Here is a 12,131-nt window from a genome sequence, read left to right on the forward strand (position 1 = left end):
TTCTGGTTAAACCTCAACCGTTCGTGCTGAGCGAAGTCGAAGCACGTGCCCCGTAACACGCCCTTCGACTTCGCTCAGGGCGAACGGAGCGGGAGACGGTCGTTCATCGAATAAAGTCGATGACGCGGCTGTTGAACTCGTCGGGGCGGGTTACGTTGACGGCATGGCCGCCCGACGACATCGAGGCGAGCTTGCCCTTGGGGATCAGCTTGGCGAGCTTCTCCGAATTGACGGCGGGCACCAGCGCATCGTCCTCGGATGCGAGGCACATGACCGGGCATTCGATCGTGCCGAGCCGCGCCGCGCCCGGATCCCACATGCGCGCGGCGTGGATGCGCGCGAGCAAAGTCTCGGCCTGCGGGAAGTGATCGAGCGCGTCGTTTTCCCATTTGAACAGATCGGCATCGTGTTCGGAGACGTAGGCGGGCGGGTAGAGGAACAGCGGCTGCGCCTTGAGGTACGCCTGCGGGCTGACGCCCAGCAACGCCTCGCGCACGTCGAAGCAGCGCGCGGTGAACGGATCGAGCGTCGCCCAGCCGTTGACCACCATCACGCGGCTGACGAGCTCCGGTGCCTGCATCGCGACCTCGAGCCCGATCATGCCGCCGATCGCGTGGCCGACGAACCCGGCCGGTTCGTCGAGCTCCAGTTCGGTGAGCAGCGCGACGACGTCCTGCGCCATCGACGCGATCGACGTCGTCTCGACCGTCAGGTCCGAGCGGCCGATGCCGCGGTGATCGTAGACCAGCACGCGGTAATCGCCCGACAGCGCGAGCACGTTCGGCTCCCAATAGTCGGCCGATCCGCCCAGCCCCGAGGACAGGACCACCGGCGGCAGCCCTTCCTCTCCGAACCACTCGTAGTGGAGCCCTTGCGCGATCGGCATCAGAGGTGCGCCACGGAGGCGATTTCGACGAGGCAATCGGGCTTCACCAGATCGCACTTCACGCAGTAGCGCGCGGGCTTCGCACCCGGAAAATACTCGGCATAGACCGCGTTGAACGCGGCATAATCAGCCAGATCCTTCAGGAAGATGTGGTTCATCGCAACGTCCCCCAATGTCGCGCCGCCGGCGGCGAGCGTGGTCTTGATTACCTCCAATATGTGACGGGTCTGCGCGGCGACATCGCCGACATGCAGCACCGCACCGCCCTCGCCGAGCGCAAGCACGCCCGAGACGTACACGGTGTTCCCCGCCTTCGCGCCCGCCGAATAGGGGGCGATGGGGGTGGGAAATTCGGGCGGGTTGATGGGTTCGAAGGGCATGGGTCTCTACTCCTACCGTTCGCCCTGAGCTTGTCGAAGGGCTGCACTTTTTAGCGACCGTCGAAAGAAGGGCAGGGCTTCGACAAGCTCAGCCCGAACGGTTTCGGGATTCATCCTTTGGTCTCCACCTGTCCCACGCTTCCGCAGAAATCCGCGACCGTGCTGACCCAGCCGAAGAATTTCTCGACGTTGTAGACGGTCGCCTGCTGGATGAAATCGGGGCCGAGGTGGTGCGTCGCATCCTCCAGCATCACGGCGAAATATTCGAGGTGGAAGGCGTCGCGCAGCGTCGATTCGACGCAGACGTTGCTGGCGATGCCGACGAACACGATGGTGCGGATGCCGCGTGCGCGCAGCACGCTGTCGAGCTGCGAGTTGAAGAAACCGGAATAGCGCGTCTTGTGCAGGCGGATGTCGCCCGGCTGCGGTTGCAGCGCGTCGACGAGATCGTAATCCCAGCCGCCGCGCGCGAGCAGTTGACCGGAAAGCTCGGGCCGCGCGCGCATCGTCTTGAGCGCGTTGGACTTGTGCCAGTTGGGCGACTTCGGCGTGCCGGCCTCGACATAGTCCGCGTCCCAGCCGTTCTGGAAGAAGATCACCGGCATGCCTGCCGCGCGCGCCGTGTCGAGCACCGACGCGATCTTGCCGATCACGCCCGCCGCGCCGCCGATGTCGAAACCGGCGAGATCGACGTAGCCGCCTTCGCTCGCATAGGCGTTCTGCATGTCGATCACGACGACGGCAGTGGTCTCGGGCGACACGCGCACGCCTTCGGGCCGCGCCGGCAGGACGATCCCGGCTGGGGCGTCGCCGGGCAAGAGATCGGCGGAGGAATCACGGGCAGCCATCGTCGCGGAGTGTGGCCAGTAAGCGATGCCGGGGCAAGCGTGCATCGCCGGAACCGTCCGCTAGGCTTCGCTCGCGGTGCGCAGCAGCGTCGCCTGCCGTTGCCAACCGTGTTCCGCGATAAACCCTTCGGCCAGCATCAGTCGCGTTTCGAGCTGCGCGACCTCCTGTTCCGACAAGCGTTCGAGATCGGCATAGCGGGTGATGCCGAGCGCGAAGAGGCGGATGCTGGTCGGCGTGTCGATGCCGTCGATCCGCGTGAGATCGTCGCGCGCGCCGCCGCGCAGCCAGCCGCCGACCGGCTCGGGCGGGGTCGCGGCGCCGATCGGGGCGGGGGTGGGTGTCGTCAGCGGCGCGATGGGCGCAGGACTGGGCAGGGGATCATCGTCACCGCGCGGGCGCAGCGCCTCGATCGCGGCCTCCGCCGCCAGCAGCTTCTCGGATAGGTCGCGCTTGGTGAGTTCGAGCCGCGCCTTGGCGCGCGAGGCATCGCGCAGGCGGAGCTGGCTATCCTTGCGCAGGTGCTCCAGCTCGCGCGACAGCCGCGCGATCGTCACGCGCCGCCGTGCGCTGTCGGGATGGACGAGGAAACCGAGCAGCCAGCCACCCGCCGCCACCGCGCAGAGCACGAACAGCTGGAGCGGGCTGGTGAACAACATGGCAACCAGGATACCGGCGGCATCGCATGGGCCGCAAGCACGCGATGTGCGCCGTTTGGGGACAGTTTCGACCCGCCTCTATCCCCTCGTCACCCCGGGTCGAGCCCGGGGTGACGGGTAGGTTTTAGTGCCCGCCGTGGATGAAGGCGTCGGAGATCGAGCAGGCTGCGGGGCCGAGAATGACGATGAACAGCACCGGCAGGATGAACAGGATCAGCGGGATCGTCATGATCGCGGGCAGACGTGCGGCCTTTTCCTCGGCGCGCATCATGCGCTCGTTGCGGAATTCGGCCGACAGCACGCGCAGTGCCGAGGCGAGCGGCGTGCCGTATTTCTCGGTCTGGATCATCGTCGTGACGACGCCCTTCACGGCATCGAGCTTTACGCGGCTGGCGAGGTTCTCGAACGCCTGGCGACGTTCGTTGAGGAAGCCCAGTTCGATCGCGGTCAGCGTGAATTCGTCGCCCAGTTCCGGGTACGCCTTGCCCAGTTCGCGCGCGACGCGGCCGAAGGCGGCGTCGACGGTCAGACCGGCCTCGGCGCAGATCACCAGCAGATCGAGCGCATCGGGCAGGCCCTTGCGGATCGCATCCGAACGCTTCTTGATCTTGTTGTTCAGGAACAGATCGGGGAATTTGTAGGCGATGATGAACGTCACCGCGACCAGGCCGTACGCCTTGATCGGCGTCCAGTCCGAAAACATGTCGGTGCCGTAGACGAGGTAGATCATCAGCCCGCCGAACACGATCGGCAGGACGAGCCGGCCGAAGATGACGGCGACGGCATATTCCTTCTGGCGGATGCCGGCCTGCAGCAGCTTGATCTGCGCGGCCTTGAGCTGGCTGTCCTGCAGCACCGACAGCGACGTCAGGAACGCCTTGATGCGATCGGTCGTCTCGTTCTTGGTGACGAGCTTCGCGCGGCGCTTGGTGGAGGCGGTGATGCCTGCCTTGAGCTGCTCGCGGCGATCGTTGAGCGCCTTGACGCGCTTCGTCATCGGGTCGCGCACCGTGGTCGCGGCGTAGATGGCGAACATCACCGCGAGCGCGCAGACGCCCGCGAGGATGGTCGCGACCATGAAGACATCGACCCCGAGGAGCTTTGGTCCGGCTGTAGGTTCCATCGTCTTGCCGATCCCTCAGATTTCGAAGTTGACCATCTTGCCCATGATGAAGGCACCGATGCTCATCCAGATCAGGCCGCCGCCGCCCGCGACCATCAGCCGCTGGTCGTGGAAGAAGCCCTGCATGTAGCTTGCGTTGATCATCCAGATCATGCCGAACACGATGAACGGCAGCGATCCGACGATATAGGCGGACGCCTTCGATTCCGACGACATCGCCTTGATCTTCAGCTTCATCTGCCCGCGCATGCGCAGCACGTTGGCGAGGTTGGCGAGCGTTTCCGCCAGGTTTCCGCCGGTCTCGCGCTGGATCGCGATGGTGATGCAGAAGAACTGGAATTCGGGCGTGCCGAGCCGGTCCGCCGTATCCTGCAGCGCCGCATCGAGCGTGCGGCCGATCTTCATCTTGTCGGTGATCGAGCGGAATTCGACGCCGATCGGGCCGTCGATCTCGGCCGCGACCACGCCGATCGTCTCCGTGATCGGCAGGCCCGAGCGCAGGCCGCGCACGAGCAGCTCGATCGCATCCGGGAACTTGGAGTTGAACTTGCCGAGCCGCGCCTTGATGAAATAGCCGACCACCATGTGCGGCAGGCCGGCACCGACGGCGACCGCGATCAGCAGCGACAGCGCGATCGGCGCGCCGATGAACATCAGCAGGATCGCGAAGAAGGCGATGCAGCCGAGCGTGACCGCGCCGTACTGGCCCACCGTCCAGGGCTTGCCCGTCATCGACAGCCGCTTCTTCAGCGCGTCGGGCTTGGGCAGGAAGCGCATCGCGGCGGCATCCATGCGGTTCGCGCGCGCGGCGGCGATACGGCGCATCTGCGCCGCGACCAGCGCGTTGGCTTCCTCGCTGTGGCGGGCGCGCAGGGACGTGAGGCGGCGTGCCCGCGCCTTCTCGACCGAGGGGCCGGAAAGCGCGAACAGCAGCAAGGTCAGCACGCCGAGCGTGCCGACCCCGAGGGCGACGACGGGCATCATTTCCATCGCGGCGTTGGTCCCTTCATGACGGCGCGCTGAGGCGCCATTATTTCTTCTTCTTGCCCGGCATCATCGACTTGAGATCGAACTTGCCGAGCAGCGAGGCACCGCCGGAGCCCTTCTTCTTGGCCGGCGTGGCCTCGACATCATCGCCGATCGCCATGATCTGCTGCGCGAGCGCGAGCAGCGGGGCGACCGTCTTGGAGCCTTTGCCTGCCTCGGCCAGCGTCTTGCCGAGCTTGGCGGCCTGCGCTGCGGTCTTCTGGTCGAAGGGGATGATGTGATCGACCTTGCGTTCGATCGAGCCCTCGAAATCCTTGCGGTTGATCTCGAGCTGCGCGGTCGGGTGCGCAGCATTGGCGACGACGAACACCTGCGTGCCCGGCGCGTTGGTCTTCATCCACGACAGCAGGCGGATCGTGTCGCGCGCCGCCGCCAGCGTGAGCTGGGTGACGATCACCGCGACCTGCACGTCGCTGACGAGGTGCGGATGCTGCACCAGCATGCCGCGCGGAAGATCGACGATCGTGCATTCGAACGCTGCCCGCATTTCTTCCTGCAACTGGTAGAAAGCGGCACCGTCGGTCATGATCGGCGAGTTGATCGGCGCTTCGGCCGACAGCACCGAAAGATTGTCGCCCGCCTTCACCATTGCGCGTTCGATGAACAGGCCGTCGATGCGGCTCGGGTTCTCGATCGCGTCGGTCAGGCCGCGGCCCGGCTCGAGATCGAGCGCCAGCGCGCCGGTGCCAAAATGCACGTCGAGATCGAGGATCGCGGTGGTGCGCGGACCCTTTTCGCTCAGCAGCCACGCGATCGACGTCGCGATGGTCGAGGCGCCCACACCGCCGCGCGCGCCGACGAACGCGGTCGAGATGTGCGGACGGCCGCTGACTTCTTCGGTCACCTTCGGCGCGTTGAAGATCGCCTGCGCGTGCGTGAACGCCTCGCGCAGCATGTCGGGGTTGAGCGGCTTGAGCAGATAATCCTGGATGCCGCTGACGACGAGATCGCGGTACAGGCGCACGTCGTTGACCTGGCCCGCCGCGATCACGACGGTGCCGGGCTCGCAGACTTCGGCCAGCGCGTTGATGTCGTTGAGCGGATCGCCGCTTTCCGACAGGTCGACCAGCAGGATCTGAGGACTCGCCGAGACTGACAGCGACTGCACGGCGTTGCGCAGACCGCCCTTGTTCACCTTTTCAGGCGCCCAGCCCATTTCGGACGTGACGGCGCGGATCGCCTCCGCCGTCGTCTCGTCGCAGACATAGGCGACGAACGGCTCGCGGAGGCCAGCGCGCGGGGGGTTGAAAGGAGCGTTCATGTTATTTGGTCCCCTCCGACTTCAGGCCGCCGGCGCCGGTCGGCGTCTGCTTGCGGAATGCATCGATCGCCTTGCTCGCGGCGGCAGCGTCGGTCACGCCGTTGCCGGTCTGGCCGCGGACCAGATCTGCCGGGCTGGCGACCATCGCCGCGAGGTTCGAATTGATCGCGCAGCCGTGGTTGGAGCTGGTGTTGCTCTCGAACTCGGGCTGGGTCGCGCGGCTGTAGTCGGGGCAGCCGGGGACGCTCGCCTTCATGCGGCTGATGACGATGCGGACGGTTCCGGGTGCGACGGGCGCGCCGGAAACCGGCGCATCCTCGGACAGCAGCAGGCCGTAGCGGGCGACCTGCGCCGCGACCACGTCGCGCGCGCCGGGGCCATAGGCATTGGGATCGTCGATCGCGACCTGGTCGCCGTAGCCGAGCTTCAGCGAGGCGAGCCAGCCGCTCAGGCGCTGTGCCTCACCCGGGGCGAGGCCGTTACGGCTGGCGTTCACGTCGAACACGAAATCCGTGCGCGAGACGACCGGCTGGTGGACCGATTCGAGGCCGCGGTTCTGCGTGCCGCCCGTACACGCGCCGAGCATCAGCGCGGGCGTGGCGAGGGCAACCAGGATCATGTTTTTGCGCATGGGCAAATCCTTCGCGGAAAACATCAGTTGATATCGAAGCCGGGCGTCACCGCAGCGGCCGCCTGGGCGGGCTTCGGATCGCGCGGAAGGATCTTGTCGGTCGCCGCACGGTCATGGCCGCCAACGGGCGCCTGCGCGGGGGCGAGCGGGCCGGGTGTGACCGCGCCGATCGCCGGCGACGCCGTGACCGGCGGTGCCATCGTCGGAACCGGACGCTTGCCGCCGTTCATACCCGTTTCGAGCTGACCCATCAGGACACGGCCGAGATCGGTCGGAGCCTTGTAGCCGTCGGTCGGCAGGACGATGTCGCTCGCGTTGACGGGCTTCACCAGATACGGCGTGATGACGATGACCAGCTCGGTCTCGTTGCGCTGGAACGCATTCGAGCGGAACAGCGCGCCGAGCACGGGCAAGTCGCCCGCGCCGGGGGTCTTGTCGATCGTGTTGTTGTGCTTGTTCTGCAGCAGGCCCGCGATCATGAAGCTCTGGCCCGAGCCCAGTTCCACCGTCGTTTCGGTCCGCCGCGTGGTAACGCCCGGAACCGTGGTTCCGGCGATCGTCACGGCGTTTGCGTAGTCGAGTTCCGACACTTCCGGGCGGACGCGCAGCGAGATGCGGCCGTCACCCAGCACGGTCGGCGTGTAGGCGAGGCTGATGCCGTACTGCTTGTATTCGACCGAGACCGCGCCGAGGCCCTGGCTCATCGGGATCGGAAGCTCACCACCGGCGAGGAAGGTGCCGGTTTCGCCCGAGAGCGCAGTGAGGTTCGGATTGGCGAGCGTCGTCACCTGACCGTCGCGTTCGCCGAGTTCGAGCTGCGCGAGCAGATCGACGCCGAAGGCGCGACCGGCCAGCGCGAGCGCCGCGCGCTGTGCGCTTGCGGCGGGCGTCGACGTCACCGTCTGAAGCGGCAGACCGTCCGGCCCGATCATCACCTGACCCGTAAGGGGATCGGTACGCGGCGCGTACGTGATGGTGCCGGCCTTACCGGAATTGCTGCTGATCACGCCGGGCTGGCCGACGTAGCCGGGCGCGCGCGAGGTCTGCACGTTCACGCCGATGTTCTTGACGAAGCTGCGGCTGACTTCGGCGAAGCGCACCTGCAGGTTGATCTGCAGCGGCGTCGCGTTCTTCAGGCGCGAGATCACCTGCGTGCCCTGGCCGACATAGGCCTGGACGAGGCGCTCTGCCTCGGCACCGTCGCCGGGGGCGGCGGTGGTGCCGGTCAGCAGGACCAGCCCGTTCATCGTCGTCGCGACGATGTGCGAATCCGGCATCGCCAGGTTCAACATCGTCTGGATCGTGTCGAAGTTGTTACCGACACGAACCGTCGCCGAGAACACCACGCCGCCGGCCTTGTTGGTCGCGGAGATGGTCGTCTCGCCCGCGCCCTTGCCGAAGACGTAGATCTGCGTCGGCGAACGGACCTGGACATCGGCCGTCGCGTCGCTGGCCACGAACACGTCGGAGATCGGGCGCGGCAGGTTGATGAGGCGGCCACGGCCGGTGCTCAGCTGGATGACCCCACCCTGGATGGAGGCGGCCGGCGCGGGCTTCGGCTTCGGCGCGGCCTTGCGGGGCGGCGTCGCTGCGGCGGTGCCCGCTGCGAGTGCGACGGCCAGCGGCCAGCCGATCGATTTCGAGAGGATGTTCATCCTACTTCTTCTCCCCGACCGCAACCGCGGTCACGTTGTTGCCGCGTGCGACACGCACGACCGGCCCATCCGCGCCGGGCGTGCCCGACGCATTGTCGCTCTGGTTCGGCACGGTGCGGCGCTGAAAGCGCGACACGTCCGCACCCGTCGAGAAGGTCGAGTTGCCGATCGACGGCTGTCCTGCGACCTTGGTGATCATGGCCTTCTCGGCCTTGGGATCCTTGCTGTCCGGCACGTTTACGTCGCCGCGGGCGATCGCCTGCTCCAGCTCCGACGCATTGTCGGCGAGGCTGCGCAGCGAGAGCGAGAGCGAACCGAGCGTCTGCGCGACGGCGATCTGCTCCGCCATCCGCGGCGTCGCTTCGAGCGTGACGTTGTTGAAGCCGCGAACCTCGGTCTTGCCGGTGTCGGGGTTGACCGTGTTGTCGGTGCGCGTGTCGGTGGCGAGGACGCGCAGGTTGCGCATCACCGTCTCGGAAACCTTGAGCGGCGGGCCGCTGGCGCCGGGGACGGTCTGCGTCAGCACGACGTCGACGCGGTCACCCGGAAACACGAAGCCCGAGACGCTGCTCGAACCCGGCGTCGGCACGGTGACGGCGCGCATGCCCGGCCCGAGAGCCGCGGCGAGGAAGCCGCGATCGCCGGGTTTCACGATGGTGCCCTGCGTGATCGGCTGGCCGGCGGTGATCGGGGTGCGGACCACGGTGCCGATGAGCGACTTCACGTCGTCCTTCGTGCCCTTGATGAAATAGACGTTCTCGACCAGCTCCTTGGGCCACGGCTGATACTTCAGCGCGGTCGCATCCAGGATCGTGCCGAGCGGCAGCGACTTGGTGGCGACGAGCACTTCCGGGCCGACCGGTGCGGCGGGCGCGACAATGGCCGCTGCCGCCTGTGGCGCGGCAGATCCCGCGACAAGGCTGCGGGCCATGAACGCTGTGACGGCTGCGACAACCAGCGCACCCACCAGCAATATGATCTTGCGACTATCCATCTCAGTCAGGCCTTTCGGACGCCCGGTATTGAACCGGCGTTAAGCAATCACACCAAAGTGGTTAAAAAGGAGTTCACGCACCGCAAGCAGCGACGCAAAAGCGATCGCGAGCCCGTACGGCGTTTCCAGCGGCGTTGTTTTCTTTAGGATTTTCCGCTCGATCATCATGACGATGGTGAGCACGCCGCCCGCGATCGACATCACCGCGAGCATCCACACGAGCAGGCTCAGCGGGAACCAGAGCGCGAGCGCGCCGATCATCTTCACGTCGCCGCCGCCCATCTGGCCGATGAAGAACATGCCGACGAAGAAACCGAAGACGATGCTGGCGACGGCGATCTGGATCAGCATGTCGGGCCATACCGGCATTCCGTTTGCGACCCACCACAGCGGGGCGAGCAAACCGATGACGACGTTCTTCCAGTTGGCGATCTCGCGGGTGCGCGCATCCTGGATGCCGGCCGAAACCAGCAGCGCCATCAGCGCGCACAAAAGTGCCGTAGCCAAGAGAGTCCCGCCCATGGGACATAGCCCCTAGACGGAATGGCTTGCGAAAACGTAACCAAGCCGGCGATGGCTTCTCCCCCCCTTTACCGGCGCGAGATTCCGTCGGCGGCGCGGATCACGCAGTGGCGCGCGCCCGACGGATGGATGCACCGCCGCTTCGACTGGCCGGCGGAAGGGCACGCGCGCGGCAGTCTGCTGTTCCAGACAGGGCGCGGCGACATCTTTGAAAAGTATCTGGAAGCGTTCTCGCACTGGCAAGCGCGGGGCTGGTCGATCACTGCGTTTGACTGGCGCGGGCAGGGCGGATCGGGGCGGCTCGGCGACGATACCCATGTTGGGCATGTCGAGAACTTCGCGCACTACATCGCCGACTTTCGCGCCTTCTGGGCGGAATGGTCGGCGGAGTCGCCGGGTACGCGCGTGGCGGTCGGCCATTCGATGGGCGGGCACCTCGTGCTGCGCGCGGTGGTGGAGGGTGGTGCGGAGCCCGATGCGCTCGTGCTGGTCGCGCCGATGCTGGGCCTGCGCAGCCCGGTTGGCGAGGCGCTGGGCGAGCGCGTCGCGCGACTGTCCGCGCGTATCGGCAACCCCAGGCGCCCGGCGTGGCGCGCCAACGTCATCCCCGCGACCACCGAGACGCGGCAGGCGCTGCTGACGCATGATGTCGATCGCTATCAGGACGAGATTTTCTGGCAGACCGCGCATCCCGATCTCGCCATCGGGCCGCCGAGCTGGCGCTGGCTGGCCGAGGCGTTCGCATCGACGAGGGCGTTGCAGCGCGACTCGCGGCTGGCCGAGGTGCGGACGCCGGTACTGATGCTGGTCGCGGAGGAGGACCGGCTGGTGTCGACGCGCGCGTCGCTGCGGGTGGCGGCGCGGTTGCCGGATGCCAAGGTCGTGCGCTTCGGGCGCGAGGCGGCGCACGAATTGCTGCGTGAGGCGGATGGCGTACGCGACGTGGCGATTGGCGAGATCGATGCCTTTTTCGACGTGCATACGGGCGCGCGGGCGTGAAGCGCTACGACATCGCCATCGTCGGCGCGGGTATGGCGGGCGCGAGCCTCGCCGCCGCAATCGGCGCGCGTGCCAGCGTCGTGATGATCGAGGCGGAGGAGGTCGCGGGCTATCACGCGACGGGGCGGTCGGCGGCATTCTGGTCCGAGACCTATGGCGGTTCGGGCGTACAGCCGCTGACGACGGCGTCGGGCCCGTTCCTGCACGACGGCGGGTTTCTGGAGCCGCTCGGCTCGCTGCATATCGGCCGCGCAGCGGACGTGGCGGCGATCGAGGCGTTCCTTGCGGAGTTCGAAGGCAGCGGGGTAACGCTGGAGCGCGTCGATCCCGCCGCGCATGTGCCGGGCCTGCGGCCAGACTGGAGCCTCGGCGTGATGGAGGCGAGCAGCGCCTATATCGACGTCGCGGCGCTCCATGCGCGCTACCTCGCCGATGCGCGGCGGGCGGGCGCGGAATTGCTGCTGCGCGCGCCGCTCGCTTCGGCGGTGCGGGAGGGGGGCGACTGGGTCGTCGCGACAGGCGAATATCGCTTCCGCGCGGGTGTGCTGGTCAATGCGGCGGGTGCCTGGGCCGATCCGGTCGCGCGCATCGCCGGGGCCGCGCCGATCGGCGTGCAGCCCTATCGCCGCACGCTCGTCCAGCTCGCGACCGATCCCGCGGCACCCGCCGAGTTGCCGCACGTCGCGGACATCTCCGGCAATTTCTACTTCAAGCCCGAGGCGGGCGGGCGGCTATGGCTGAGCCCGCACGACGAGACGGCGGTCGATCCGCACGACGTTCAGCCCGAGGAGATCGATGTCGCCATCGCCATCGACCGCTTCGAGCAGGTGGTCGACTGGCGCGTGACGAAGCTCGAGCGGCGCTGGGCTGGCTTGCGCAGCTTCGCGCCGGACCGTCTGCCGGTCTACGGCTACGACTGCCAAGTGCCCGCGTTCTTCTGGTGTGCCGGGCAGGGCGGCTTCGGCATCCAGACCGCGCCTGCGGGCGCGGCGCTGGCGGCGGCGCTGTTGCTGCGGACCGCACCCGATGCGTCGGTCGCCGCGATCGATCCGGCCCGTTATGCGCCGGGCCGTTTCGGACCGCTGGCGTAACGCTCTGCGCCCCGCTAATCTGGCGGCGGTTCCCAGC

Annotated in this window: 13 protein-coding genes; 2 read left to right on the forward strand and 11 right to left on the reverse strand. The window is 67.3% G+C overall.

Going from position 1 to position 12,131, the window contains the following annotated elements:
• Positions 1-103: 103 nt before the first annotated feature.
• From rutD to Q5H94_RS01625, 11 genes are all read right to left on the reverse strand, one after another.
• On the reverse strand, positions 104-886 hold the full coding sequence (rutD, locus tag Q5H94_RS01575) for a pyrimidine utilization protein D (RefSeq protein WP_304559380.1): 783 nt from the start codon (positions 884-886) through the stop codon (positions 104-106).
• Positions 886-1,266, reverse strand: a complete 381-nt coding sequence (locus Q5H94_RS01580) for a Rid family hydrolase (protein WP_304559382.1) — start codon at positions 1,264-1,266, stop codon at positions 886-888. Before Q5H94_RS01580 ends, rutD begins: the two co-directional genes overlap by 1 nt.
• A 110-nt stretch (positions 1,267-1,376) precedes the next feature.
• A complete protein-coding gene (gene rutB / locus Q5H94_RS01585; RefSeq protein WP_304559383.1) occupies positions 1,377-2,114 on the reverse strand; it encodes a pyrimidine utilization protein B in 738 nt (245 codons plus the stop codon).
• A 60-nt stretch (positions 2,115-2,174) separates the two neighbouring features.
• The gene (locus Q5H94_RS01590) at positions 2,175-2,771 is read right to left on the reverse strand and encodes a hypothetical protein (RefSeq protein WP_304559384.1); all 597 of its coding nucleotides are present in this window, start codon (positions 2,769-2,771) and stop codon (positions 2,175-2,177) included.
• Between the two features lie 124 nt (positions 2,772-2,895).
• Positions 2,896-3,894 carry a type II secretion system F family protein gene (locus Q5H94_RS01595; RefSeq protein ID WP_304559385.1) on the reverse strand — a complete coding sequence of 333 codons (999 nt, stop codon included), beginning with the start codon at positions 3,892-3,894 and terminating at the stop codon, positions 2,896-2,898.
• A gap of 15 nt (positions 3,895-3,909) precedes the next feature.
• Positions 3,910-4,884, reverse strand: a complete 975-nt coding sequence (locus Q5H94_RS01600; RefSeq protein ID WP_304559386.1) for a type II secretion system F family protein — start codon at positions 4,882-4,884, stop codon at positions 3,910-3,912.
• Positions 4,885-4,924: 40 nt separating this feature from the next.
• Complete coding sequence (locus tag Q5H94_RS01605; RefSeq protein WP_304559388.1) at positions 4,925-6,202, reverse strand: AAA family ATPase; 1,278 nt, start codon at positions 6,200-6,202, stop codon at positions 4,925-4,927.
• 1 nt (position 6,203) lies between these two features.
• Positions 6,204-6,821, reverse strand: coding sequence for a CpaD family pilus assembly protein (locus tag Q5H94_RS01610; protein WP_304559389.1), 618 nt, complete (start codon positions 6,819-6,821; stop codon positions 6,204-6,206).
• A gap of 35 nt (positions 6,822-6,856) precedes the next feature.
• A complete protein-coding gene (locus Q5H94_RS01615; RefSeq protein WP_304559390.1) occupies positions 6,857-8,488 on the reverse strand; it encodes a type II and III secretion system protein family protein in 1,632 nt (543 codons plus the stop codon).
• Position 8,489: 1 nt separating this feature from the next.
• Positions 8,490-9,482, reverse strand: coding sequence for a Flp pilus assembly protein CpaB (gene cpaB / locus Q5H94_RS01620; RefSeq protein WP_304559391.1), 993 nt, complete (start codon positions 9,480-9,482; stop codon positions 8,490-8,492).
• A 39-nt stretch (positions 9,483-9,521) separates the two neighbouring features.
• The gene (locus tag Q5H94_RS01625) at positions 9,522-10,004 is read right to left on the reverse strand and encodes an A24 family peptidase (RefSeq protein ID WP_304559393.1); all 483 of its coding nucleotides are present in this window, start codon (positions 10,002-10,004) and stop codon (positions 9,522-9,524) included.
• A gap of 51 nt (positions 10,005-10,055) precedes the next feature.
• Between Q5H94_RS01625 and Q5H94_RS01630 the strand changes: the two genes are divergently transcribed.
• Positions 10,056-11,003 (forward strand): alpha/beta fold hydrolase, encoded by a 948-nt coding sequence (locus Q5H94_RS01630; RefSeq protein ID WP_304559394.1) that lies wholly within the window; start codon positions 10,056-10,058, stop codon positions 11,001-11,003.
• Complete coding sequence (locus Q5H94_RS01635; protein WP_304559396.1) at positions 11,000-12,094, forward strand: NAD(P)/FAD-dependent oxidoreductase; 1,095 nt, start codon at positions 11,000-11,002, stop codon at positions 12,092-12,094. The genes Q5H94_RS01630 and Q5H94_RS01635 overlap by 4 nt, the downstream gene beginning before the upstream one ends.
• Positions 12,095-12,131 lie beyond the last annotated feature (37 nt).

It is taken from the genome of Sphingomonas immobilis (genome assembly GCF_030580995.1).
Classification (GTDB): Bacteria; Pseudomonadota; Alphaproteobacteria; order Sphingomonadales; family Sphingomonadaceae; genus Sphingomonas; species Sphingomonas immobilis.

Coding starts and splice junctions, on each gene's coding strand:
- Q5H94_RS01625 (WP_304559393.1), bottom strand. CDS start 10,004: ATGGGCGGGACTCTCTTGGCTACGGCACTTTTGTGCGCGCTGATGGCG.
- Q5H94_RS01615 (WP_304559390.1), bottom strand. CDS start 8,488: ATGAACATCCTCTCGAAATCGATCGGCTGGCCGCTGGCCGTCGCACTC.
- rutB (WP_304559383.1), bottom strand. CDS start 2,114: ATGGCTGCCCGTGATTCCTCCGCCGATCTCTTGCCCGGCGACGCCCCA.
- Q5H94_RS01610 (WP_304559389.1), bottom strand. CDS start 6,821: ATGATCCTGGTTGCCCTCGCCACGCCCGCGCTGATGCTCGGCGCGTGT.
- Q5H94_RS01590 (WP_304559384.1), bottom strand. CDS start 2,771: ATGTTGTTCACCAGCCCGCTCCAGCTGTTCGTGCTCTGCGCGGTGGCG.
- Q5H94_RS01600 (WP_304559386.1), bottom strand. CDS start 4,884: ATGGAAATGATGCCCGTCGTCGCCCTCGGGGTCGGCACGCTCGGCGTG.
- Q5H94_RS01630 (WP_304559394.1), top strand. CDS start 10,056: ATGGCTTCTCCCCCCCTTTACCGGCGCGAGATTCCGTCGGCGGCGCGG.
- cpaB (WP_304559391.1), bottom strand. CDS start 9,482: ATGGATAGTCGCAAGATCATATTGCTGGTGGGTGCGCTGGTTGTCGCA.
- Q5H94_RS01595 (WP_304559385.1), bottom strand. CDS start 3,894: ATGGAACCTACAGCCGGACCAAAGCTCCTCGGGGTCGATGTCTTCATG.
- rutD (WP_304559380.1), bottom strand. CDS start 886: ATGCCGATCGCGCAAGGGCTCCACTACGAGTGGTTCGGAGAGGAAGGG.
- Q5H94_RS01605 (WP_304559388.1), bottom strand. CDS start 6,202: ATGAACGCTCCTTTCAACCCCCCGCGCGCTGGCCTCCGCGAGCCGTTC.
- Q5H94_RS01580 (WP_304559382.1), bottom strand. CDS start 1,266: ATGCCCTTCGAACCCATCAACCCGCCCGAATTTCCCACCCCCATCGCC.